The organism is Pseudomonas rosaeacicularis (genome assembly GCF_057128745.1).
Window position 1 is genome coordinate 22024 of the sequence record NZ_JBSKHT010000008.1, and the last position, 21048, is coordinate 43071.

The 21048-nt window shown below is 56.1% G+C and carries 18 protein-coding genes, 2 tRNA genes and 1 pseudogene; 9 read left to right on the forward strand and 12 right to left on the reverse strand.

Annotated elements, in window-relative coordinates; all coding sequences use genetic code 11:
- Positions 1–6: 6 nt before the first annotated feature.
- The 9 genes from tolQ to ACWKWM_RS11710 all read right to left on the reverse strand — a co-directional run bounded on the left by tolQ (position 7) and on the right by ACWKWM_RS11710 (position 7908).
- Complete coding sequence (gene tolQ / locus ACWKWM_RS11670) at positions 7–702, reverse strand: protein TolQ (RefSeq protein WP_483837856.1); 696 nt, start codon at positions 700–702, stop codon at positions 7–9.
- Positions 692–1159: a tol-pal system-associated acyl-CoA thioesterase gene (ybgC, locus tag ACWKWM_RS11675; RefSeq protein WP_483846298.1), complete on the reverse strand. Its 468-nt coding sequence runs from the start codon at positions 1157–1159 to the stop codon at positions 692–694. Before ybgC ends, tolQ begins: the two co-directional genes overlap by 11 nt.
- 138 nt (positions 1160–1297) lie before the next feature.
- Positions 1298–2356: a Holliday junction branch migration DNA helicase RuvB gene (gene ruvB / locus ACWKWM_RS11680; RefSeq protein WP_483846299.1), complete on the reverse strand. Its 1059-nt coding sequence runs from the start codon at positions 2354–2356 to the stop codon at positions 1298–1300.
- Positions 2357–2965, reverse strand: a complete 609-nt coding sequence (gene ruvA, locus ACWKWM_RS11685; RefSeq protein ID WP_483846300.1) for a Holliday junction branch migration protein RuvA — start codon at positions 2963–2965, stop codon at positions 2357–2359.
- 113 nt (positions 2966–3078) lie between these two features.
- A complete protein-coding gene (gene ruvC / locus ACWKWM_RS11690) occupies positions 3079–3603 on the reverse strand; it encodes a crossover junction endodeoxyribonuclease RuvC (RefSeq protein WP_483837852.1) in 525 nt (174 codons plus the stop codon).
- 132 nt (positions 3604–3735) lie between these two features.
- Complete coding sequence (locus ACWKWM_RS11695) at positions 3736–4482, reverse strand: YebC/PmpR family DNA-binding transcriptional regulator (protein WP_483846301.1); 747 nt, start codon at positions 4480–4482, stop codon at positions 3736–3738.
- Between the two features lie 116 nt (positions 4483–4598).
- Positions 4599–6374 (reverse strand): aspartate--tRNA ligase, encoded by a 1776-nt coding sequence (gene aspS / locus ACWKWM_RS11700; protein WP_483846302.1) that lies wholly within the window; start codon positions 6372–6374, stop codon positions 4599–4601.
- A 278-nt stretch (positions 6375–6652) separates the two neighbouring features.
- Positions 6653–6994 (reverse strand): ribbon-helix-helix domain-containing protein, encoded by a 342-nt coding sequence (locus ACWKWM_RS11705; RefSeq protein WP_483846303.1) that lies wholly within the window; start codon positions 6992–6994, stop codon positions 6653–6655.
- 440 nt (positions 6995–7434) lie between these two features.
- Positions 7435–7908, reverse strand: coding sequence for a Dps family protein (locus ACWKWM_RS11710; protein WP_483846304.1), 474 nt, complete (start codon positions 7906–7908; stop codon positions 7435–7437).
- Positions 7909–8380: 472 nt separating this feature from the next.
- On the opposite strand from ACWKWM_RS11710, the pseudogene ACWKWM_RS11715 reads away from it, so the two are divergent.
- Positions 8381–8704: pseudogene (locus ACWKWM_RS11715) on the forward strand (cold shock domain-containing protein membrane protein); the annotation flags it as partial.
- A 63-nt stretch (positions 8705–8767) separates the two neighbouring features.
- On the forward strand, positions 8768–8989 hold the full coding sequence (locus tag ACWKWM_RS11720; protein ID WP_004667445.1) for a cold shock domain-containing protein: 222 nt from the start codon (positions 8768–8770) through the stop codon (positions 8987–8989).
- Between the two features lie 75 nt (positions 8990–9064).
- Here ACWKWM_RS11720 and ACWKWM_RS11725 read toward each other — a convergent pair whose 3' ends face one another.
- Complete coding sequence (locus tag ACWKWM_RS11725; protein ID WP_483846305.1) at positions 9065–9271, reverse strand: SlyX family protein; 207 nt, start codon at positions 9269–9271, stop codon at positions 9065–9067.
- Positions 9268–9699: an HIT domain-containing protein gene (locus tag ACWKWM_RS11730; protein ID WP_483846306.1), complete on the reverse strand. Its 432-nt coding sequence runs from the start codon at positions 9697–9699 to the stop codon at positions 9268–9270. The genes ACWKWM_RS11725 and ACWKWM_RS11730 overlap by 4 nt, the downstream gene beginning before the upstream one ends.
- Positions 9700–10716: 1017 nt before the next feature.
- On the opposite strand from ACWKWM_RS11730, the gene ACWKWM_RS11735 reads away from it, so the two are divergent.
- The 3 genes from ACWKWM_RS11735 to ACWKWM_RS11745 all read left to right on the forward strand — a co-directional run bounded on the left by ACWKWM_RS11735 (position 10717) and on the right by ACWKWM_RS11745 (position 14973).
- Positions 10717–12039: an OprD family porin gene (locus ACWKWM_RS11735; RefSeq protein WP_483846307.1), complete on the forward strand. Its 1323-nt coding sequence runs from the start codon at positions 10717–10719 to the stop codon at positions 12037–12039.
- Positions 12040–12212: 173 nt separating this feature from the next.
- Positions 12213–13928: a proline--tRNA ligase gene (locus ACWKWM_RS11740; protein ID WP_483846308.1), complete on the forward strand. Its 1716-nt coding sequence runs from the start codon at positions 12213–12215 to the stop codon at positions 13926–13928.
- Positions 13929–14016: 88 nt separating this feature from the next.
- A complete protein-coding gene (locus tag ACWKWM_RS11745) occupies positions 14017–14973 on the forward strand; it encodes a hypothetical protein (RefSeq protein WP_483846309.1) in 957 nt (318 codons plus the stop codon).
- A 49-nt stretch (positions 14974–15022) separates the two neighbouring features.
- On the opposite strand, the gene dinB is transcribed toward ACWKWM_RS11745, so the two are convergent.
- Positions 15023–16084 carry a DNA polymerase IV gene (dinB, locus tag ACWKWM_RS11750; protein ID WP_483846310.1) on the reverse strand — a complete coding sequence of 354 codons (1062 nt, stop codon included), beginning with the start codon at positions 16082–16084 and terminating at the stop codon, positions 15023–15025.
- A gap of 270 nt (positions 16085–16354) precedes the next feature.
- On the opposite strand from dinB, the gene ACWKWM_RS11755 reads away from it, so the two are divergent.
- The 4 genes from ACWKWM_RS11755 to ACWKWM_RS11770 all read left to right on the forward strand — a co-directional run bounded on the left by ACWKWM_RS11755 (position 16355) and on the right by ACWKWM_RS11770 (position 21002).
- A tRNA-Met gene (locus ACWKWM_RS11755) sits at positions 16355–16431 on the forward strand.
- Positions 16432–16665: 234 nt separating this feature from the next.
- Positions 16666–16742, forward strand: a tRNA-Met gene (locus ACWKWM_RS11760).
- A 328-nt stretch (positions 16743–17070) separates the two neighbouring features.
- Complete coding sequence (gene mprF, locus ACWKWM_RS11765; protein ID WP_483846311.1) at positions 17071–19716, forward strand: bifunctional lysylphosphatidylglycerol flippase/synthetase MprF; 2646 nt, start codon at positions 17071–17073, stop codon at positions 19714–19716.
- A complete protein-coding gene (locus tag ACWKWM_RS11770; protein WP_483846312.1) occupies positions 19716–21002 on the forward strand; it encodes a virulence factor family protein in 1287 nt (428 codons plus the stop codon). Before mprF ends, ACWKWM_RS11770 begins: the two co-directional genes overlap by 1 nt.
- Positions 21003–21048 lie beyond the last annotated feature (46 nt).

Genomic DNA, 21048 nt, shown 5'->3' on the forward strand with positions numbered 1-21048 from the left:
ACCTGCTTAGTCTTCGCTGGTGTGCACTTTACGGTGCAGGATTGCCTGGAATTCGTCGGCGAATGTGTAGTAACGACCAATTAGGGTTTCGCCGGTGGCAGCGAAACGGTTGTAGGCAATTACTGCAGGGATTGCCGCGAACAGGCCGATGGCAGTCGCGATCAGTGCTTCAGCGATACCCGGCGCGACAGTTGCCAAGGTAGCTTGCTGAGCGGTGGCCAGGCCGCGGAAGGAGTTCATGATTCCCCAGACGGTACCGAACAGGCCTACATACGGGCTTGTCGAACCGACGGTTGCGAGGAAGGGCAGGCTTTGTTCCAGCTTCTCTTCTTCACGGGAAATCGCAACGCGCATCGCACGCGCCACACCTTCCATGACGGCGTCAGGATCGACACCAGGCTGTTGACGCAGCCGGGAAAATTCTTTGAAGCCGGCACGGAATATCTGCTCTACGCCAGAATCCGGATCCGGGTTGCTACCCGCCTGACGGTAGAGTTTGGACAGGTCGATACCCGACCAGAATCGCTCTTCGAAGCTGTCCAGCGCACGACGACCTGCACGCAGCATGCTGCTGCGCTGAAAAATCATGACCCATGAAGTGACTGAAGCAGCCACCAGGATCAGCATTACCAATTGAACGACCACGCTGGCATTGCTGACCAAACTCCACATGGAGGAATGGTCGACGACATTAGCTTCCACGCTGTATCTCCTGCTCTGAATGTGTACCCGCGCCGCTTTGGCCGGCAAAGGCCGTGCGCAAAGCTTCGGGAATGGCCCGGGGTTTCAAACTGTCGGCGCGCACACACGCCACTAAAAACTGCCCTTCACAGAGCAGTACATCATCCGTTGCCCGTCTGACTTGCTGATGAAAGCGCAGACTGACACGGTTCAATTCGGTTACTTCGGCGCTGACCAGCAGCTCGTCGTCCAGTCGGGCAGGCTTGTGATATCGGGCCTCACTGGAATGCACGACAAACAACAGGTTCTCACCAGCCAGTGCGGATTGGGCAAAACCCAGGTCCCGCAGCCGCTCGGTACGAGCCCGCTCCATGAACTTCAAATAATTTACGTAATAGACGATGCCGCCCGCATCGGTGTCCTCGTAATAAACGCGACAGCGATGTGAGAACGACTGACCCCCGGTTTGCGCGCGCATACTCTAGTGCTTACTCCTCAGGTTGCCAATCCGGCCAGGCAACTGTTTTTCATAGATTTTGCTGCGTGGCGCGTCAGGATTTTCTTACGACTGCCCGTCAGACCATGAAACATCCGAATAAATCGCCCGGGATCATCTTTAATCATCGTTATCTTCAATCGGCGTGCTCAAGGTAGGCAGGTCGCCCATTCGAGACGGAATGTTGAGACCGAAGTGCAAATAGGCGTGCCGCGTCACCACACGGCCGCGAGGCGTGCGCATGATATAGCCTTGCTGGATCAAATAGGGTTCGAGTACATCTTCGATGGTGTGTCTTTCTTCGCTGATGGCAGCCGCCAGGTTGTCCACCCCAACCGGACCGCCATCGAACTTCTCGATCATCGTCAGCAGCAGTCGTCGATCCTGATGGTCGAAGCCGCGCTCATCGACGTCCAGCAGGTTAAGTGCCAGATCAGCGATCTCCTTGGTGATCTGACCCTGAGCCCGAACTTCGGCAAAATCCCGAACCCTGCGAAGCAGCCGATTGGCGATACGCGGAGTGCCACGGGCACGCCGGGCAATTTCGAATGCACCCGCGTCTTCTATATGTAGTCCGAGGATACCTGCCGAGCGGGAGACGATCGTCGACAAGTCCGCGACGTTGTAGAACTCAAGACGTTGAACAATCCCGAATCGATCACGCAACGGGTTGGTTAGCATGCCAGCGCGGGTTGTCGCACCCACCAGCGTGAACGGTGGCAGATCGAGCTTGATGGAGCGCGCGGCCGGCCCCTCGCCGATCATGATATCGAGCTGGAAATCCTCCATCGCTGGATACAGCACTTCTTCGACGATGGGGGACAGGCGATGAATCTCGTCGATAAACAGCACGTCGTGCGGCTCAAGATTGGTCAGTATCGCCGCGAGATCGCCTGGACGTTCAAGGACCGGCCCCGACGTACTTTTGATCGAAACCGACATTTCTTGGGCAATGATGTTGGCCAGGGTCGTCTTGCCAAGACCGGGAGGGCCGAAGATCAGCGTATGGTCGAGGGCTTCGTTACGTCCGCGGGCCGCCTGGATAAACAGCTCCATTTGCTCGCGCACGGTCGGCTGCCCGATGTAGTCGGCCAGACTCAGCGGCCTTATTGCGCGATCCAGTTGCTCGTCGCGGTCGCGTCCTCCCGTGGCGGCTATCAAGCGGTCAGCATCAATCACTTAAACCATCCCTTTCAATGCGCGCCGAATCAAATCTTCACTGCTCAAATTCTTGTCCTTGATCGCGGAAATGGCCTTGCTGGCTTCTTGAGGCTTGTACCCGAGCGATACGAGCGCGCTCACCGCATCGGATTCGGCCGTCGCCACTTGTACCGGCGCGCCCGGCCCTTCCGACACCAGCCGGAACGAGCCCGGCAACGAGTCCCAGGCCTTGAAGCGGTCTTTGAGCTCGACCAGCAAACGCTCGGCGGTCTTTTTGCCGACCCCTGGCACGCGAGTCAGCGCTGAAGTGTCCTGGGCCTGAACACAACGTACCAGCTCATCGACCTCAAGGGTGGACATCAAGGCCAGTGCCAGCTTGGGACCTACACCGTTGAGGCGAATCAGCTCACGAAACATCTCGCGATCACGCTTCTCGTAGAACCCGAACAACAGATGCGCATCCTCACGGACCACCAGATGAGTGTGAAGGGTGACCTGCTCTCCCAGGTGCGGCAACCGGTAGAGCGTGGTCATGGGGACTTCAATTTCATATCCCACTCCACCGACATCAAGCACCAGGTGTGGAGGTTGTTTCTCGACCAATGAACCGCATAAACGTCCAATCACCTATCAGATCCTTATCGATAACCGGAGCAATGCTGCTTCCCGGCTTGGCCGTGCTCGCCACGTTTGCAGGACCGCTGAGACCTGCAAGTGAAAATTTATCAGCGAATGACGCATCACAGACGCAGTCGTCCACCCCGACTGCGCGCGGTATTCAAACCGTGAGGAATGAGGCTTGATCGGGTATGAGCGTGGCACAACGCAATTGCCAGCGCATCAGATGCATCTATCTGCGGCTTTTGCGTGAGCTTCAGCAAGTGCATGACCATCATCATCACCTGCTCTTTATTTGCGCCACCTGTTCCGGCAACGGCTTGCTTGACCTGGGTCGCGGTGTATTCAGCGATCTCCAGACCCTCCTCCGCGCCGGCAACGATCGCTGCGCCCCGAGCTTGCCCAAGCTTTAGAGCCGAGTCGGCATTCTTGGCCATAAACACTTTTTCAATGCCCATCGTCACCGGACCATAGGTCTGAATGACTTCCCTTACGCCTCGAAAAACTATCTGCAACCGCTCGTGCAACAAGCCGCTGCCCGTGCGAATACATCCGGAAGCAACGTATTCGCAGCCACGTCCGGTGTCACGCACAACGCCGTAACCGGTGATTCGCGAACCGGGGTCGATACCTAGAATAAGAGTCATAACGCCTGCAGCATGAGAAGTGATGCGCACAAAGAAACGCAGCATAAAGGCAGAAGCCGGAGACCGATAGCGATGAGGTCATCAGCGCTTCGTTGCTCCGGCTTCGGTTTCCCGACAAGGACACAAAGACTGTCAGCCAAGCTGCTCCAGCACATCGTCCGGGATTTCAGCATTGGAATACACGTTTTGCACGTCGTCCAGATCCTCAAGCATGTCGATCAGCTTCAATACTTTCTCAGCCATCTCAAGGTCGAGCAGCGCACTGGTAGTGGGCTGCATGACGATTTCAGCATCGGAGGCGTTAAACCCTGCCGCATCAATGGCATTGCGTACGGCATAAAAGCCCGCAAACGAGGTGAACACGTCAATCGAGCCATCTTCGTTGGTCACGATGTCGTCGGCATCGGCCTCCATGGCCGCCTCGATCAGGGCGTCTTCGTCGACACCTGCGGCGAAGGAGATTTGCCCCTTACGCTCAAAAAGATAAGCGACCGACCCGTCCGTACCCAGGTTACCCCCGCATTTGCTGAATGCGTGACGAACAGCCGCAGCAGTGCGGTTGCGGTTGTCAGTCATGGTCTCAACCATGATCGCCACACCACCCGGGCCATATCCTTCGTAACCCAATTCTTCGACATCGTTGCCATCATCAGCACCAATGCCTCGGGAAACGGCGCGATCGATAGTGTCGCGAGTCATGTTCGCGCCGAGGGCCTTGTCCAGCGCCAGACGCAAACGTGGATTAGAAGCTGGATCTCCACCACCCTGACGAGCAGCGACGGTCAGTTCACGAATCCACTTGGTGAAAATCTTGCCTTTCTTGGCATCCTGACGCTCTTTGCGGTGCTTGATGTTCGCCCACTTGGAATGACCAGCCATAACACGCTCCAAACCTTGAAACACGAACGCCGTCGCTTTGATAACTCAAGCGACGACGTTTCACTCATTACTGTCCGAGAATCAGCGCTCTGTATCCACAGGGCACCCTTCCTGACTTATTCGGCTTTTGGCTGCTCGCGCAAACGGATGTGCAGTTCGCGCAAAGCTTTGGCATCGACAGCACCCGGTGCCTGAGTCATTACGTCCGCAGCACTCTGGGTTTTCGGGAAAGCGATCACTTCACGAATCGACTGAGCGCCGGTCATCAGCATTACCAGACGGTCAAGACCGAACGCCAAGCCGCCATGGGGCGGTGCACCATACTTCAGCGCGTCCAGCAGGAAGCCGAACTTCTCTTGCTGCTCGTCTTCGGAAATACCCAGCAAACGGAAAACCGCCTGTTGCATTTCCTTGCGGTGGATACGAATCGAACCGCCGCCCAACTCAGTGCCGTTGAGGACCATGTCATAGGCACGGGACAAGGCAGTGGCAGGGCTGGCTTCCAACTCTTCAGGCGAGCACTTCGGCGCAGTGAAAGGGTGGTGCAAGGCCGAGAAGCTGCCGTCGTCGTTCTCTTCGAACATCGGGAAATCGACAACCCACATCGGCGCCCACTCACAGGTGTGCAGGTTCAGGTCGTTACCCACCTTGATCCGAAGTGCGCCCAGTGCCTCGCTGACCACTTTGAATTTATCGGCACCGAAGAACACGATGTCACCGTCAACCGCACCGACGCGGTCCAGGATCACGTTCAAACTGGCTTCAGGAATGTTTTTAACGATTGGCGACTGCAACCCTTCAACGCCTTTGGCGCGCTCGTTGACCTTGATATACGCAAGACCCTTGGCGCCGTAGATACCGACGAACTTGGTGTAGTCATCGATTTTGCTGCGCGGCATGCTCGCCCCGCCCGGCACGCGCAAGGCAGTAACGCGGCATTTCGGATCGTTGGCCGGACCACTGAAGACTTTGAATTCAACGTCTTTGAGCTGATCGGCAACGTCAACCAATTCCAGCGGGTTGCGCAGATCCGGTTTGTCGGAACCATAGCGCCGCATGGCTTCTTCGAACGTCATGTGCGGGAAGTCGCCAAATTCCAGATCCAACACTTCCTTGAACAGCTTGCGAATCATGGTTTCGGTAACGCCCATGATTTCAGCTTCGTTCATGAAGCTGGTCTCGATGTCGATCTGAGTGAACTCAGGCTGACGGTCGGCACGCAAGTCTTCATCACGGAAGCATTTGGCAATCTGGTAGTAACGGTCAAAACCAGCAACCATCAGCAATTGCTTGAACAGTTGAGGCGACTGCGGCAAGGCGAAGAAGCTGCCAGCATGGGTACGACTCGGGACCAGATAGTCGCGAGCGCCCTCAGGGGTCGCACGAGTCAGGATCGGCGTTTCGACGTCGAGGAAGCCGTTGCCGTCCAGGAATCCACGAATGCTGGAAGTGATGCGTGAGCGCAGACGCAGCTTTTCAGCCATCTCCGGGCGACGCAGGTCAATGAAGCGATAACGCAGACGGGTTTCTTCACCGACGTCGGAGTATTCGTTCAGAGGGAACGGAGGCGTTTCGGACTCATTGAGAACTTCAAGGTCATAGCCCAGCACTTCGATTGCGCCGGAGGCCATGTTCGCATTGCCCGCGCCAGCAGGACGCGCACGTACTTTGCCTGTCACTTTGACAACGTACTCGCTGCGCACGCGATCGGCAGCAGCGAAGGTTTCAGCACGATCAGGGTCGAACACTACCTGAGCCAGACCTTCACGATCGCGAATGTCGAGGAAAATCACACCTCCATGGTCGCGACGGCGGTGAACCCATCCGCACAGGGTGATTTCTTGACCTTCCAGGCTCTCGTTGAGTTGGCCGCAATAATGGCTGCGCATCATGATGGTGTTTTCACTTCTCGTAATTCGGAATTCGGTGGAGCTCTAGTCAGCATCGGTAGGCACCGGTGCGAGAGCCTTGGTATGCAGATGAACCCGGCAGGGTATATCGGCCTTCCATGTAAGGCGGGGGATTATATAGGGTTAATCAAGGCTGTGCAGCCGCGCAAATTGATCGCAGCGAAGACTGCGCCCCCATGGGGGTCTGTTGCGCAGGCAGGACAGCCCTTAGAGTGCAGACCCGCCCACGGCGAGTCTGCGAAATTTCGGATCCTTCGGTATCACGCTTTTGACACCGGCAAATCGTCACCTTTGAGTAGATGCGTCACGCAAACCACGCGGATCAAACCGCTGAAATTTTTCACCCCTCCATGCCGCAGGTGCACTTCTCGGTCGACGTGGGACAAGATCGTATTCACGGAACAGCAGTTGATCCGCGCCATCTCGGAAAGGATATTCCAGTAGACCTCTTCCAGACGTAAACACGTCGCCAAACCGTTCAACCTCACCGATCTCGCCTGAGGCTGTGCAAGCTGCATATTGAAATCTTCGACGAACGGATCGCTGGTTATGCCTACTCCCCCGTCCATATCCCCAATTTCTCGAGAGAATACTCGACCCATGACGCCTCCTTTATTCCGATACCTGATTCAATTGCCAAGAAATGTTTACATACATGAATACATCTCTATCAGGCCTTATCCACAACAGTTTATCCAGCAGGTACAACACCCGAACTACGTAGGAGATAACCACTTCTACCAAGGGAATAACGGGAGGCATCCATAGGCAATCGCTATAAAAATATAGTGGTAATACATATCTATATTTTTGGTCTTTTATATACGAAAAGGAAATTAAAAGACTGCCCGAGACAACTATGAATTCTATGGAAGACGGCGCCCCGGAGGACTGAGTAACAGCGCTCCAGGACTCGCGCTCATAAACAGAGATGCAGCCCAGAGCACGACATCGCTGGAACATCTGCGTGGTTTTGCTGTTGTGATGGAGGCGGGGCGAAATGGGGCGAGCAGCGCGCGAGTCGCCGCTCGCCCCATTTTTATTACTTCGTTTCCAGCATGGAGCGCAGCATCCATGCAGTTTTCTCATGCACCTGCATACGCTGGGTCAGCAAGTCCGCAGTCGGTTCGTCACTGACCTTATCCAGCAGTGGGAATATCCCGCGTGCAGTGCGCGTTACAGCTTCCTGACCGTGGACCAGTGATTGAATCATCTCTTCGGCACTGGGCACACCTTCCTCTTCTTTAATGGTGGACAGGCGCGCATAAGTTGAATAAGTACCAGGCGCCGGAAATCCAAGTGCGCGAATCCGCTCGGCAATAGAATCAACGGCCAGCGCAAGTTCGTTATATTGCTCTTCAAACATCAGATGCAAAGTACGGAACATCGGGCCGCTGACATTCCAGTGAAAATTGTGGGTTTTGAGGTAAAGCACATAGGTATCAGCCAGCAGACGCGAAAGACCGTCCACGATCGACTTGCGATCTTCTTCGCTAATACCGATATCGATTGCCATGTTTCTTCCCCTTTATATGATGGTGTTTTGCATACAGATCTTCGCCACTCTACCAAGAGCGCGCCTCAAGCGCAGCCATCCATCGGTATTAGGTCTACCCCTGAAAGCAAGCCAAAGGGATATTTCACTGCACCACTAGCCGCCGAAACACCCACAAGCTTGATACGCCAATATCACCAAAGGCCGGTCAGCACTGGCCTGGACCACTGACCGCTCTGCAGCAGCGCTCTACGCAAGGGAGCCAAAATCAAGTCAAAGGGCCACCTACTCTCACATTTAGAAGCGCTAAGCAGTTGATTTGAGTAGCTCTCGGCTTTGCTGTTAAATACACAACGTGTCGCTATCGATTTGCCAACCGGCTGTAGCGCATAGGCTGACTTGACCCAAGTGCATCACGCCTCCCACTTTTCAGAAGCGTACCGAAGGTCAGCAGCTATTTCCTCGTGATCCGTCTTAATGTGAGTTATTCAAAATGTTGAAAATAGTCCATCTGCTAACGGGCGCCGCTGCCCTGCTGCTGTCATTCATACCGGGCCTGCGCAGCGAGGAATTAGCCTCCTACCTGTCCCAACCTGATGCGCTGTATCTTGCTTTCTTTGGCTTGCTGAACCTGGTGCTTGCCCCAGTGATCCCCTATTGGAACAGAGGACCACGCCACCAATTGCAAAATCTGGTCAGCGCATTGCTCATCCTTGCTGTTGTTCTTCAAATAATGATTTTGCTCATACCGCTTGAAACCATCGCGGGCCAACCGGCCATTCTGGTCAGTCTGATCGCTGTCGTGATCGCAGTTGCACTTCATCTGGCCGTCAGCTTCTACAAGTCGTCACCTTCCTCCCCGGCAGCTCAGAGCCAAGAGTTGGGCAATCGCGATACCGGCACGGTGAAGTGGTTCAACACCTCGAAAGGGTTTGGCTTCATCTCCCGCGACTCAGGTGACGATATCTTCGTGCACTTCCGGGCTATTCGTGGAGAAGGTCATCGAGTACTGGTCGAGGGCCAGCGCGTAGAATTTTCGGTCATGAACCGCGACAAAGGCCTGCAAGCCGAAGATGTGATTGCGGCGCTACCTCGCCGATAAGCGTCAGTTAAACCAAAAAAAACGCGCCTCAACAGGGCGCGTTTTTTTATGGGAATTCCAGGCGCAGCGCGCCCCTTAATAATGAGGGGGCGGTGCATCCTCCTCAGACGCTTCGAACTGGCCACCCATCTCATCCTGACGCTTGATCAAAGCTGCGACCTGCCGCTGCATCCTTTCCAATGTTCGTTGCTGGACCACCAATACGTCATTGAGCGCCTGGATAGTGTCATCTTGAAACGCCAAGCGGGTCTCCAGCTCAGTCACCCGGTCTTCGACACTCATACCGGCTCCTGGGCGAACTTGAAATTGTCTGGCATGACGTCGTTGAGCCGCTGATAAAGAGCAGCGATCTGCTCGGACGTGTAGGGCTTGGCGGCATGCTTGCCCCAGACTGGCGCCGGCCATGCGGCATCGGCGCGATAGCGAACGATGACGTGCATATGCAATTGGCTGACAACGTTGCCCAAGGCGGCGACATTGAGTTTGTCTGCTTTGAACTCACCACTGAGCAGGCTGGACAATGCACAGGTCTCCTTCCAGAGTTGCAGCTGATCCGCTTCGGTCAGCTCAAACACTTCAGCTATGTCCGCGCGACGAGGAACCAAAATGAACCACGGGTAGTTCGAGTCGTTTGACAACAGTAGCCGGCACAGTGGGAAATCTCCCACAGTGAAAGTGTCCTGCTCTAACCGCGAATCCAAGACAAACATATATAACTCCACATAAAACGGGTAAGCCCGGCAGAGCGCATAGACCCTGCCACGTAATAGCGGGCAGGATACTCGGGAATACGGTGTGAATCACGTCTGCCGGGGGCTCCAGCGGGGCACTTTGCACAATTGCTGTTGATCCTGGGGCAGTCATCTTCAAAGCGCACTCGCAAAGGGCACGCACCAGCGTTGCTCGAATTCGTTAGCTACGCACTGATATGACCCAGTACGCGCACCCTGTTTCGCTAAATCAGCAATCGAACCTTAAGACGCTGGGCTGGCGTAGATGACCGCTAATCAAGCACTTCTCTCGCCAATATTCCAGATTCAACGGTCGTGGTGGGCAACTCGGCCAGAGAACCGGTACGCAGGTACCAACATCTAGCATTCTTGATCGGTGACGCACCAAAACGACTCACTCTTGGCGCCTGATCTACCCGCCGTATCCGGGATTTACTCACTTGCGCCGAGTAGCAGGTAACGAAGGTGACATGTTCGGGACGTAGGCTGCCCCTAAGAAGATAAACAATGGATTTACTTTGATAATATTTTTTCCATTAAAAACATAGACCTAAGGGACAAACCTGCGAATTCGCATCGCCCTTTCACTTTTTTTTCATGTCAGTAGGAACTTTGTGCACGGTTGTTGCTTTATCACTCACAGGAGCAGCATCAGGGCGGATTCGAGAGCATCCAAACGAAGGCCAAGAGGCGTCAACGGTCAGGCTCCCTTGGGGAGATTCAAAGGGCGATTTTCGGACCACTGCGGAGTGGGTTTCCGCCCTTATAAAAACTGTCGTAGTTGCACGTTTACTGATGATTGAGGCTGTTAAAGGCGACACGAACAGCATCGATTTGCGACACCGCCGTAAAGAATTTGAAAGGATAGGTTCGTAACTATCGCCAATAATGTCAGCGTGCTATAAGTTTCGCCGACACAAAAAGAAAGAGCCGCCCAGATAAAAAAACAGGTGGGACGGCAGTACTCTTCTTAAAAACCAAAGGAGCAAAGTCACGATGAGAGTGATGAAGTGGAGCGCAATCGCACTGGCAGTTACCGCCGCCAGCACCCAACTGGCAACAGCGGCAGCTTTCGTAAGCGACCAATCTGAAGCCAAGGGTTTTGTAGAAGACAGCCATCTGGATCTCAAGGCTCGTAACTACTACTACAACCGTGACAAGAAAAACGGTGCTGTAGACGATAAAGACTGGACCCAAGGTTTCTGGGGCACTTACAGCTCTGGCTACACCCAGGGTTTGATCGGTGTTGGTATCGATGCATTCGGTTACGTCGGCTTCAAACTTGACGGCTCCGACAAGTATTCAGGTTCGGGCAACCTGGTTACCGACAGCCAAGGCAAAAACGAAGACAGCTTCGGCAAAGCCGGTGGCGCTGTTAAGTTCCGCGTCTCGAAAACCGAACTGAAAATCGGCGACATGCAGCCTCAAAACCCAGTGTTTGCAGTCGGCGGTTCCCGCCTGTTGCCACAAACTGCAACTGGCGTGACCTTGCAGAGCAGCGAGCTCAAAGGTCTGGATGTTGAAGCAGGTCGCTTCACTTCCGGCACCAGCCAGGACGAAACCAACCGTAACGGCGATATCTGGGCTACTTACGCAGGTGTGACTTCCAACTCCGCTACTTATGGCGGCGGTAAGTACGCCATTACCGATAGCCTCGGTGTTGGCTTCTACTACAACAAACTGGAAGATGTCTGGAACCAGTACTACGGCAACGTGAACTACGCACTGCCGTTGACCGACGACCAGGCTTTGGCGTTCGACTTCAACATCTACAACACCAAAGATACTGGCAGCAAAAAAGCCGGCGACATCAGCAACACCGCTTACTCGATGTCTGCAGCTTACTCGTTCCTGGCAGCGCACACGTTGACCCTGGCTTTCCAGAAAGTTAACGGCGACACCCCGTTCGACTACATCGGTATCGGCGACAACAACCGTGGCGGCGACTCGATCTTCCTTGCGAACTCGATTCAATACTCCGACTTTAACGGTCCTGGCGAGAAATCCTGGCAGGCACGTTACGACCTGAACATGGCCACTTACGGCGTACCTGGTCTGAGCTTCATGACCCGTTACATCAGCGGTACTGACATCGACGGCACCAACACGCCATCGAACAGCACCTACACCGGCCTGTACGGCAAAGACGGTAGCCACCACGAGACCAACGTTGAAGCTAAATACGTTGTTCAGACTGGCCCTGCGAAAGACCTGTCTTTCCGCATCCGTCAAGCGTTCCACCGTGCCAACACCGACGAGGGTGAAGGCGATGTTAACGAGTTCCGTCTGATCGTCGACTACCCGATTTCGGTTCTGTAATCGCACAGTCTGACACTCGTTATAGAAAAGCCCGGCCTTGTGCCGGGCTTTTTCATTCATAACAAAAAGCCCCGTCTCTCCTTTCGTAACAGCGCCCCCGCCCTGTACTCGACCGTATCACCACCGTACAATGCCGGGTCATTTCTAGTCCCAGCAACCGACAACGGCCTACCATGCGCACCAGTCAATATTTGCTCGCCACACAGAAAGAAACCCCTTCGGACGCAGTCGTGATCAGCCATCAACTGATGCTGCGCGCTGGCATGATCCGCAAACTCGCATCTGGCTTGTACACCTGGCTCCCCATGGGCCTGCGTGTATTGCGCAAGGTCGAGGCGGTCGTTCGTGAAGAAATGAACGCTGCGGGCGCTCTGGAAGTGTTGATGCCCGGTATTCAACCGGCGGAACTGTGGCAGGAATCAGGTCGCTGGGAACAATACGGCCCTGAGCTGCTGCGCTTGAAGGATCGACATGATCGTGAATTCTGCGCGGGCCCGACCCACGAAGAAGTCATCACCGATCTGGCACGCAACGAGCTGAACAGCTACAAGCAACTGCCAATCAACATGTATCAGATCCAGACCAAATTCCGCGACGAAATCCGCCCGCGTTTCGGCTTGATGCGTGGCCGCGAATTCATCATGAAAGACGCTTACTCCTTTCATACGACTCAGGATTCCCTGCAGGAAACCTACGATCGCATGCATCAGGCGTACTGCAACGTCTTCATTCGCCTGGGCCTGAACTTTCGCCCTGTCGAAGCGGACAACGGCTCAATTGGCGGTGCCGGTTCTCACGAGTTCCACGTACTGGCGGAGTCCGGCGAAGACGACATCGTGTTCAGCGATACCTCGGACTACGCCGCAAACATCGAAAAGGCCGAAGCCATCCCATTGGAAACCAGCCGCGGTGCTGCGACCCAAGAACTGCGCCTGGTAGATACACCCAACGCCAAGACCATCGCTGCGCTGGTTGAAGAGTTTGGTCTGCCAATCGAGAAGACCGTCAAGACGCTGGTGGTTCACGCAGCAGAAGAAGGCAAACTGATTGCGCTGATCATTCGCGGCGATCACGAACTCAACGAAATCAAAGCCGCCAATCTAGAACAAGTGGCCAGCCCACTGGTGATGGCGACCGAAGCAGAACTTCGCGACGCGATCGGCGCAGGCGCAGGCTCGCTGGGCCCTTTGAACCTGCCACTGCCATGCATCATCGACCGCTCGGTCGAATTGATGAGCGACTTCGGCATCGGTGCAAACATCGACGACAAGCACTACTTTGGCGTGAACTGGGAGCGCGATCTTCCGGTGCCTGAGGTTGCCGACCTGCGCAATGTCGTCGCCGGCGACCCTAGCCCTGACGGCAAAGGCACGCTGGTGATCAAACGCGGGATTGAAGTCGGCCACATTTTCCAGTTGGGCACCAAATACAGCGAAGCGATGAAGTGCCAGGTGTTGGGCGAGAACGGCAAACCGGTCTTGTTGACCATGGGTTGCTATGGCATCGGCGTTTCCCGCGTGGTGGCGGCAGCAATCGAGCAGAACAACGACGCCAACGGCATTATCTGGAGCGAAGCCCTTGCGCCTTTCCAGATCGCACTTGTGCCGCTGCGGTATGAAACTGAAGCCGTGCGCGAAGCCACCGACAAGTTGTACGCCGAATTGACGGCGGCCGGCTTCGATGTCCTGCTTGACGATCGCGACAAGAAAGTCAGCCCGGGTATCAAGTTCGCTGACATGGAGCTGATTGGCATACCGCATCGCATCGTTGTCAGTGACCGCGGTCTGGCCGAAGGCAATCTGGAATACAAGAGCCGTACCGAGCCAGAAGCCCAGGCCTTGCCGGTCGCTGACGTGCTGTCCTTCATCAGGGGTCGTCTCAACCGCTGAGACCTGCGCGCGTTCGCCCTTGCGGACGCGCGCCCTCAGTTTCGACGCTTGTCCGAACGTATTAGCCTTATCTGCTTCAAGAGATCCCATGTCCAAGCGAAGTTCCCTTAGCCCCGCAAGCATCATGCTTTGCGGCACGCTGATGATCAGCGGTTGCGCCAATCATCTGTCTCAGCGCAGCGAGCACGAAGAACGCGTCGAGCGAAAACTGCTCGAGCACAGCCTGGAAGTGGATATCGGTGAGCCCAAGACCCTGGAATTACCGCAACGGCGCGTGCGTATTCACGAGCTGAAAACTTTCGACGTCACAGAATTCGACGTCACGCGTCATTACGACCGCTACACCCCCTATCAACCTTGGCGGGAGATTTACGAGATTCCGCTGGGGGCCGTGACAGTCGTCGCCGGTATCGGTGCGAACATTGTCAACGTCATCACCTTTGGCAGCCTGCCCGATAGCGTCACCAAAGACTGGATCAGCTACGGCGTCGCCGGGCTCAATCCATTTATGAACGTGCCTTCCCATGGGCGAGCGCAGCAGAACCTTGCGGGTATCGACGAGGTTCAACATGATCATCGCATCGAGCACACGACCCTGCCCTGGAGCGAAAGCCCGGTGGAAGTCAAAGCAGGCAATCAAGCCCACGAACTGATCACGGATCGCAACGGCGTCCTGCGCATTAACTTGCTGGACAGCCCGTTTGCCGAGCAAGATCTGAGTCGCGTCACCCAATTGAGTCTTCGAGTGGAAGACGATCAGGCAACCGTCCACACCAACGCATCCTTGCCATTGAGCAAATCACTGCGCGGTAAACTGATCGAGGCTCACGGGCTTATTTACGATGACCTGGAAGACGATGAAGTCAGCCAGTGGGTTCATCGCGTTAAGCGTCTGTCTGAATTGGGGCTTGAGGAAGAAGCGAGCGACCTGGAACAAACGCTGATCGAAATGACCCGCAACGATCCGCAACTACAGCACGAATTTTTGAGGTCGCTGGCCAAGGATGCAGGCCGCCTGGTTGCTGTACCTGCCAGCGCTGAATGACTTCGCACCGGCTAATTGAATAAAACACCCCACCCATAGGTCTGCTGGATCAGTGGGTAAAAAGCTCCAGCTGTTCATGGGCACCGCGCAGGTCATGCAGACGAACGCCCACTCCCAGTAGCCGAACCGGCTTGCCACCGCGTGCGAAAGCTTGAGTCAGCAGTTGTGTGTAACTTTCAAGATCCCACCCCGCCCCCGCCTGTTCCAGCGTCGTCTGCGTGAAGTCGTGGAATTTCACTTTCACGAACGGCTTGCCCGGACGGTATTGGGTGTCCATGCGCTCGATGCGCTCGGACAACGTTTCTATTAAAGCCGGCAGCTTCTCTACGCAACTCGCCAGGTCTGGCAGATCGGTGTCAAAGGTATTCTCGACACTGACGGATTGTCGGCGACTGTCATTCTGCACCGCACGCTCGTCGATACCGTGGGCCAGACTCCAAAGCCGCTCACCGAATGAGCCGAACTCGCGAACCAATGAGAGCTTGCTCCACTGGCGCAAATCCGCGCAGGTGATGATGCCCTGCCTGCCCAGTTTGTCTGCGGTCACCTTACCCACTCCGTGCAATTTGGAGACGGGCAGATCAGCGACAAACGCCTCGACCTGATCGGGGGTTATCACAAATAGCCCGTTGGGCTTTTTCCAGTCGCTGGCAATCTTGGCCAAAAACTTGTTCGGTGCCACCCCGGCCGATACAGTGATGTGCAGTTGATTGGAAACGCGCCTGCGAATGTCTTGGGCGATACGGGTAGCACTGCCACCAAAGTGTTCGCTCTCGGACACGTCGAGAAAGGCCTCATCCAGCGACAGAGGTTCGATCAAGTCGGTGTATTCGCGAAAAATCACATGGATCTCTTTCGAGGCTTCTTTATAGGCGTCGAAGCGAGGCTTGACGATGGTCAAGTCTGGACACAGGGTCAGCGCATGACGCGAAGACATCGCCGAGCGCACACCGTACGCGCGTGCTTCATAGTTGCAGGTGGCAATCACCCCGCGCCGGTCCGCCGACCCGCCCACCGCCAAAGGCTTGCCAGCGAGCCGCGGATCGTCGCGCATTTCAATGGCGGCGTAGAAGCAGTCACAGTCAACATGGATGATTTTGCGCTGCGGCATAACGTGCGGTCGTACGGAGAATGGTGGCGCAGTATCTCATTGACGCCTGAACGCCGCACTTGCCAAGCGGACCTGTCAGCAGGAAATGTCTGAAATACCCGCTATCGAAGCCCAACGCCAAGGTAGGAATATGCGCTAAAACCCCCGCCCCGCTGGGCCCGTTGATGACTCAGCCGCTAACGCACCTCGCTAACCAATTGAAGGAGAAGCATTTTTTTCGAAACAATGGTTGACAGCCCAGCGTTTCTCTATAGAATGCCGGCACACAGACGCGGGATGGAGCAGTCTGGTAGCTCGTCGGGCTCATAACCCGAAGGTCGTCGGTTCAAATCCGGCTCCCGCAACCAAACATCAAAAAAGGCTACTCGAAAGAGTGGCCTTTTTTGTGCGTGTGTCTTTTTGCCCCTTCCAATTGTCTTCAAGACTCAAGCGCGCAGACGGTGAACTGATTGACGACCATCGATAAAAGCCTTGGAACACCGCAACTTAGAAGCGCCAATGGCGAAGTGCGGTTATTTTGTCGAGGTTCTGCATTAAAGGTTGACACTTCGGCGTTCGACTGTAGAATGCCGCCACACAGACGCGGGATGGAGCAGTCTGGTAGCTCGTCGGGCTCATAACCCGAAGGTCGTCGGTTCAAATCCGGCTCCCGCAACCAACGTTAGAAAGAAAGGCTACTCGAAAGAGTGGCCTTTTTTTTGCCCCGTTAAAAAGTCCCCGAACAGCACACGCAAAGGGGTGTCAGACCCGACAGGCGATTGGCCTCAACCGGCATTCACCTGTATTTTCAATAGCGCAGCAGTTTTTGATTGTGCTGCCGATAGGGTATTGATCAGCTGAACCTAGACTGAATAGCTCCCGAAACGTTTCTGCCTTATTCGCCCGTTAGACGTTGAAGCGCTAACATCCTGAATTATTTTTTGCGTAGGGATTGGTAACTTGGCTGTATACCTCCATCCTGTCGCGCACGATCCAAGGAGTGATTGATGCGCGCCAACCCGTCAGATAACAACGCCGAAGCAGTCACGGCGCCTACATCGCCTCACCCTGCCCGGCGCCGCTTGCTTGATTTTCTTGGCAAGAACCGTCAGTCCATCGGGCTCGGTGTCACGATTCTCTTGTTTGCAGTCGCCCTGATCGCTTGCCGGCATATGCTGGCGGAGCTGGACATCTACGCGCTGCAGGATTCCTTGCTCAGCGTCCCCGGACCGTCGCTACTTGGCGCTGTGCTCGCCACAGTCGCAGGCTTCACCATTCTGTTGGGATATGAATGGTCCGCCAGCCGCTATGCCAACGTGGACTTGCCCAAGAAGACGCTGATCATGGGCGGATTCTGTGCATTCGCCATTGGTAACGCGGTGGGCCTGTCAATGCTGTCAGGCGGTTCGGTGCGCTACCGGTTGTATTCGCGCCATGGCCTGGGCGCCGGTGAAGTAGCCCGAATGACGCTGTTCGCCAGCTTGTCGCTCGGTTGCGCTCTGCCACCTCTGGCCGCACTCGCGACATTGAGCGATCTGCCCTCTGCCTCACTGGCGCTGCACCTGTCAGTGCCGGTGCTGGCCACCGTCTCGGTAATCATCCTGGCACTGAGTGCATTACTGGGCTTTGCGATCTATCGCCGTCGTCTGCCTGAACAGACGCTCCCGCACAATCTGCTGGTCCGCGCCGGACGTCGCACGTTGCGTTTGCCGAGCGCACGCTTGACCTTGATGCAACTCGTTATCACGGCACTGGATGTCGCTGCTGCGGCAGTCGTCCTTTATATGCTGCTGCCTTCCGCCCCGCCCCTTGGCGCGTTCCTGCTGGTCTACTTACTGGCCCTTGCCGCTGGCGTGCTCAGTCATGTGCCGGGTGGCGTTGGCGTGTTCGAAGCTATTTTGCTGGCCGCCTTCGCCGATGAATTGGGCGCCGCACCTTTGGCGGCTGCATTGCTGCTGTACCGATTGATCTACGTGGTGCTGCCACTGCTCGTCGCCTGTCTGGTGTTGCTGTATAGCGAAGCCAAGCGTCTGATTTTCGCGCAACAGGCCATCCGGGTCGCATCAGGCCTCGGGGCGCCGATCCTCGCCCTGCTGGTGTTTCTGTCGGGCGTGGTGCTGCTGTTTTCCGGCGCGACTCCTGAGATAGACACGCGCCTGGAAAGTCTCGGATTCTTGATCCCCCACCGTTTGATCGACGCTTCGCACTTCGGCGCCAGCCTGATTGGTGTGCTGTGTCTGTTGCTTGCCCAAGGCTTGCGCCGTCGACTTTCGGCGGCGTGGATGCTGACCACGATTTTGCTGTTCGTCGGCTCGATCCTCTCGATTCTCAAGGGTTTCGACTGGGAAGAAGCCAGCATGCTTTTGCTGACTGCGTGTTTGCTGGCGATCTTCCGACGCTCCTTCTACCGCCCGAGCCGTTTGCTGGAGCTGCCGTTTTCGCCGCTGTATCTGGTGGCGAGCATTTGCGTGCTGGGCGCGTCGTTCTGGCTGTTGCTGTTCGCTTATCAGGACGTGCCCTACAGCCATCAGCTGTGGTGGCAATTCACCCTTGATGCCGACGCCCCGCGCGGTTTGCGTTCAGCATTGGGCAGCGCGGTATTGCTGGTGATCGTGTCGCTGACTTGGCTACTGCGCACCGCGCGCCCGGTCATCCATCTGCCGGATACTGAAGAGCTAGCCAAAGCGGCGCAGATCATCAATGCCTCCAACCAGCCTGACGGCGGCCTGGTTCTGACCGGCGACAAAGCAGTGCTAATGCATCCCGACGGTAACGCGTTTCTGATGTACGCCCATCGCGGACGCAGCCTGGTGGCACTGTATGACCCCATCGGCCCGACCCAACAGCGCGCCGAGCTGATCTGGCAATTTCGTGATCTATGTGACGTCCACCACGCCCGCCCTGTGTTCTATCAGGTACGCGCCGAGAACCTGCCGTTCTATATGGACATCGGCCTGACTGCGATCAAGCTGGGCGAAGAAGCCCGGGTCGACCTGCACAAGTTCGACATCGAGGCCAAAGGCAAGGAAATGAAAGACCTGCGCTACACCTGGAATCGGGGTGGTCGTGATGGTCTGTCGCTGGAAATCTACGAAGTCGGACAAGCGCCGCTGGATGAGCTGAAAGTCATCTCCGACGCCTGGCTGACCGGTAAGAACGTTCGCGAAAAAGGCTTCTCGCTGGGCCGTTTCAGCCCCGAATACCTGAAGCACTTCCGTATCGCGATCATTCACTTCGAAGGCAAGCCGGTGGCGTTTTCCAATCTTCTGGAAACCTCGCGCCACGACTTGGCAAGCCTGGACTTGATGCGCGCCCATCCTGAGGCGCCGAAGTTGACCATGGAATTCATGATGGTCGGCTTGATTCTGCATTACAAAAAAGAAGGTTACGCACGCTTCAGCTTAGGAATGGTGCCGTTGTCCGGCCTGCAGCCTCGACGCGGCGCGCCGCTGACTCAGCGTCTGGGCTCCATGGTGTTCAGCCGCGGCGAGCAGCTCTATAACTTCCAGGGTCTGCGCCGCTTCAAAGACAAATTCCAGCCTGACTGGGAACCCCGCTATATGGCCGTGCCCGCCGGACTCGATCCGCTGGTTGCACTGGCTGATACCGCCGCCCTGATTGCGGGCGGCCTGACTGGATTGGTGAAACGCTGATGATTCAACGCTACTGGCGATTTCTGCTTGCAGGCCTGATTATTCTCGCCGTTGCACTGGCGGCCTGGATGTGGAACCGCCCTGCCCCGCAAGCCACGCTGGAAAACCTCACACTCGACAACGGTACTGCGCTGATCCGCGCCACGCCGCCGTCCAGCCCCAAGAACCATGTCGCGCTGGCCGTCACCACCGATGAAGCGCTGAGCGAAAAACAGCTGCTGGCGCTGAGCCGTGATGCGTCAGCACAGATCGTTCAGGTAGTGATACCCAAGGAAGACTGCGCCCTGCAGGAGCAAACATTCAAACAGGCCGCCGGCAAACTCGATAAGCCTGCCACGCTGGTGGCGGGTATCGGCCCGGGTTCGATTCTGGCCTGGCGCTGGCTCGCAGAGCAGACCGACGACAAGGCTGTGGCCATCTCGGTCGGTCTCAATCTTGAAGACCCAGGCTGCCACGACAATCTGCCGCAATCGGCCGCCCACGGTCACTGGCTGGCCGCGTGGAACGATGGACCGGACGACACCGCCGCCAAACTGGTGCGCGATCAGCCCAACGCCGAAACCAGCATCAGCGATTACGACATCAAGCTGCCGCAAGTGCTGAACAACGAGCTGCGTCACCAGTTGGTCGGTGGCGACGATGACGACGGCGGCCTGCGCATTCCGGTGGTTGAAGTCCCGGCCGGGCAGACGACTGACACGGTCACGCTGTTCTTATCCGGTGACGGTGGTTGGCGCGACCTGGACAAAGACGTCGCCGGCGAGATGGCCAAAGTGGGCTACCCGACCGTCGGTATCGATACCTTGCGCTATTACTGGGAGCACAAGTCGCCTGAGCAGACGGCCACTGACCTGGCTGACCTGATGGCCCATTACCGCCAGAAATGGGGTACCAAACGCTTCATCCTGATGGGCTACTCGTTCGGCGCAGACGTGCTGCCAGCGATCTACAACCGTCTTGATCCCGATGATCAGAACCGCGTTGACGCAATTGTCTTGTTGGCATTCGCCCGCACCGGCAGTTTCGAAATTGCGGTAGAAGGCTGGCTCGGCGCTGCAGGTAAAGAAGCTGCCACCGGCCCTGAAATGGCCAAGCTTCCAGCGGCAAAGGTGCTGTGCGTCTACGGCCTCGAAGAGAAGGACGAAAGCGGCTGCACCGAAGCCACCGCCCCAGGCGAGAAGCTGCAATTGCCAGGAGGTCATCACTTCGATGAGAACTACCCTGCCCTGGCCAAGCGTTTGATTGATGCCATCAACAAGCGCCAAGGCAAGACAGCCACGCAATAAGCCTTGAACCGCCGGCAAAAAAAATCCCCGCACTCGTGAGAATGCG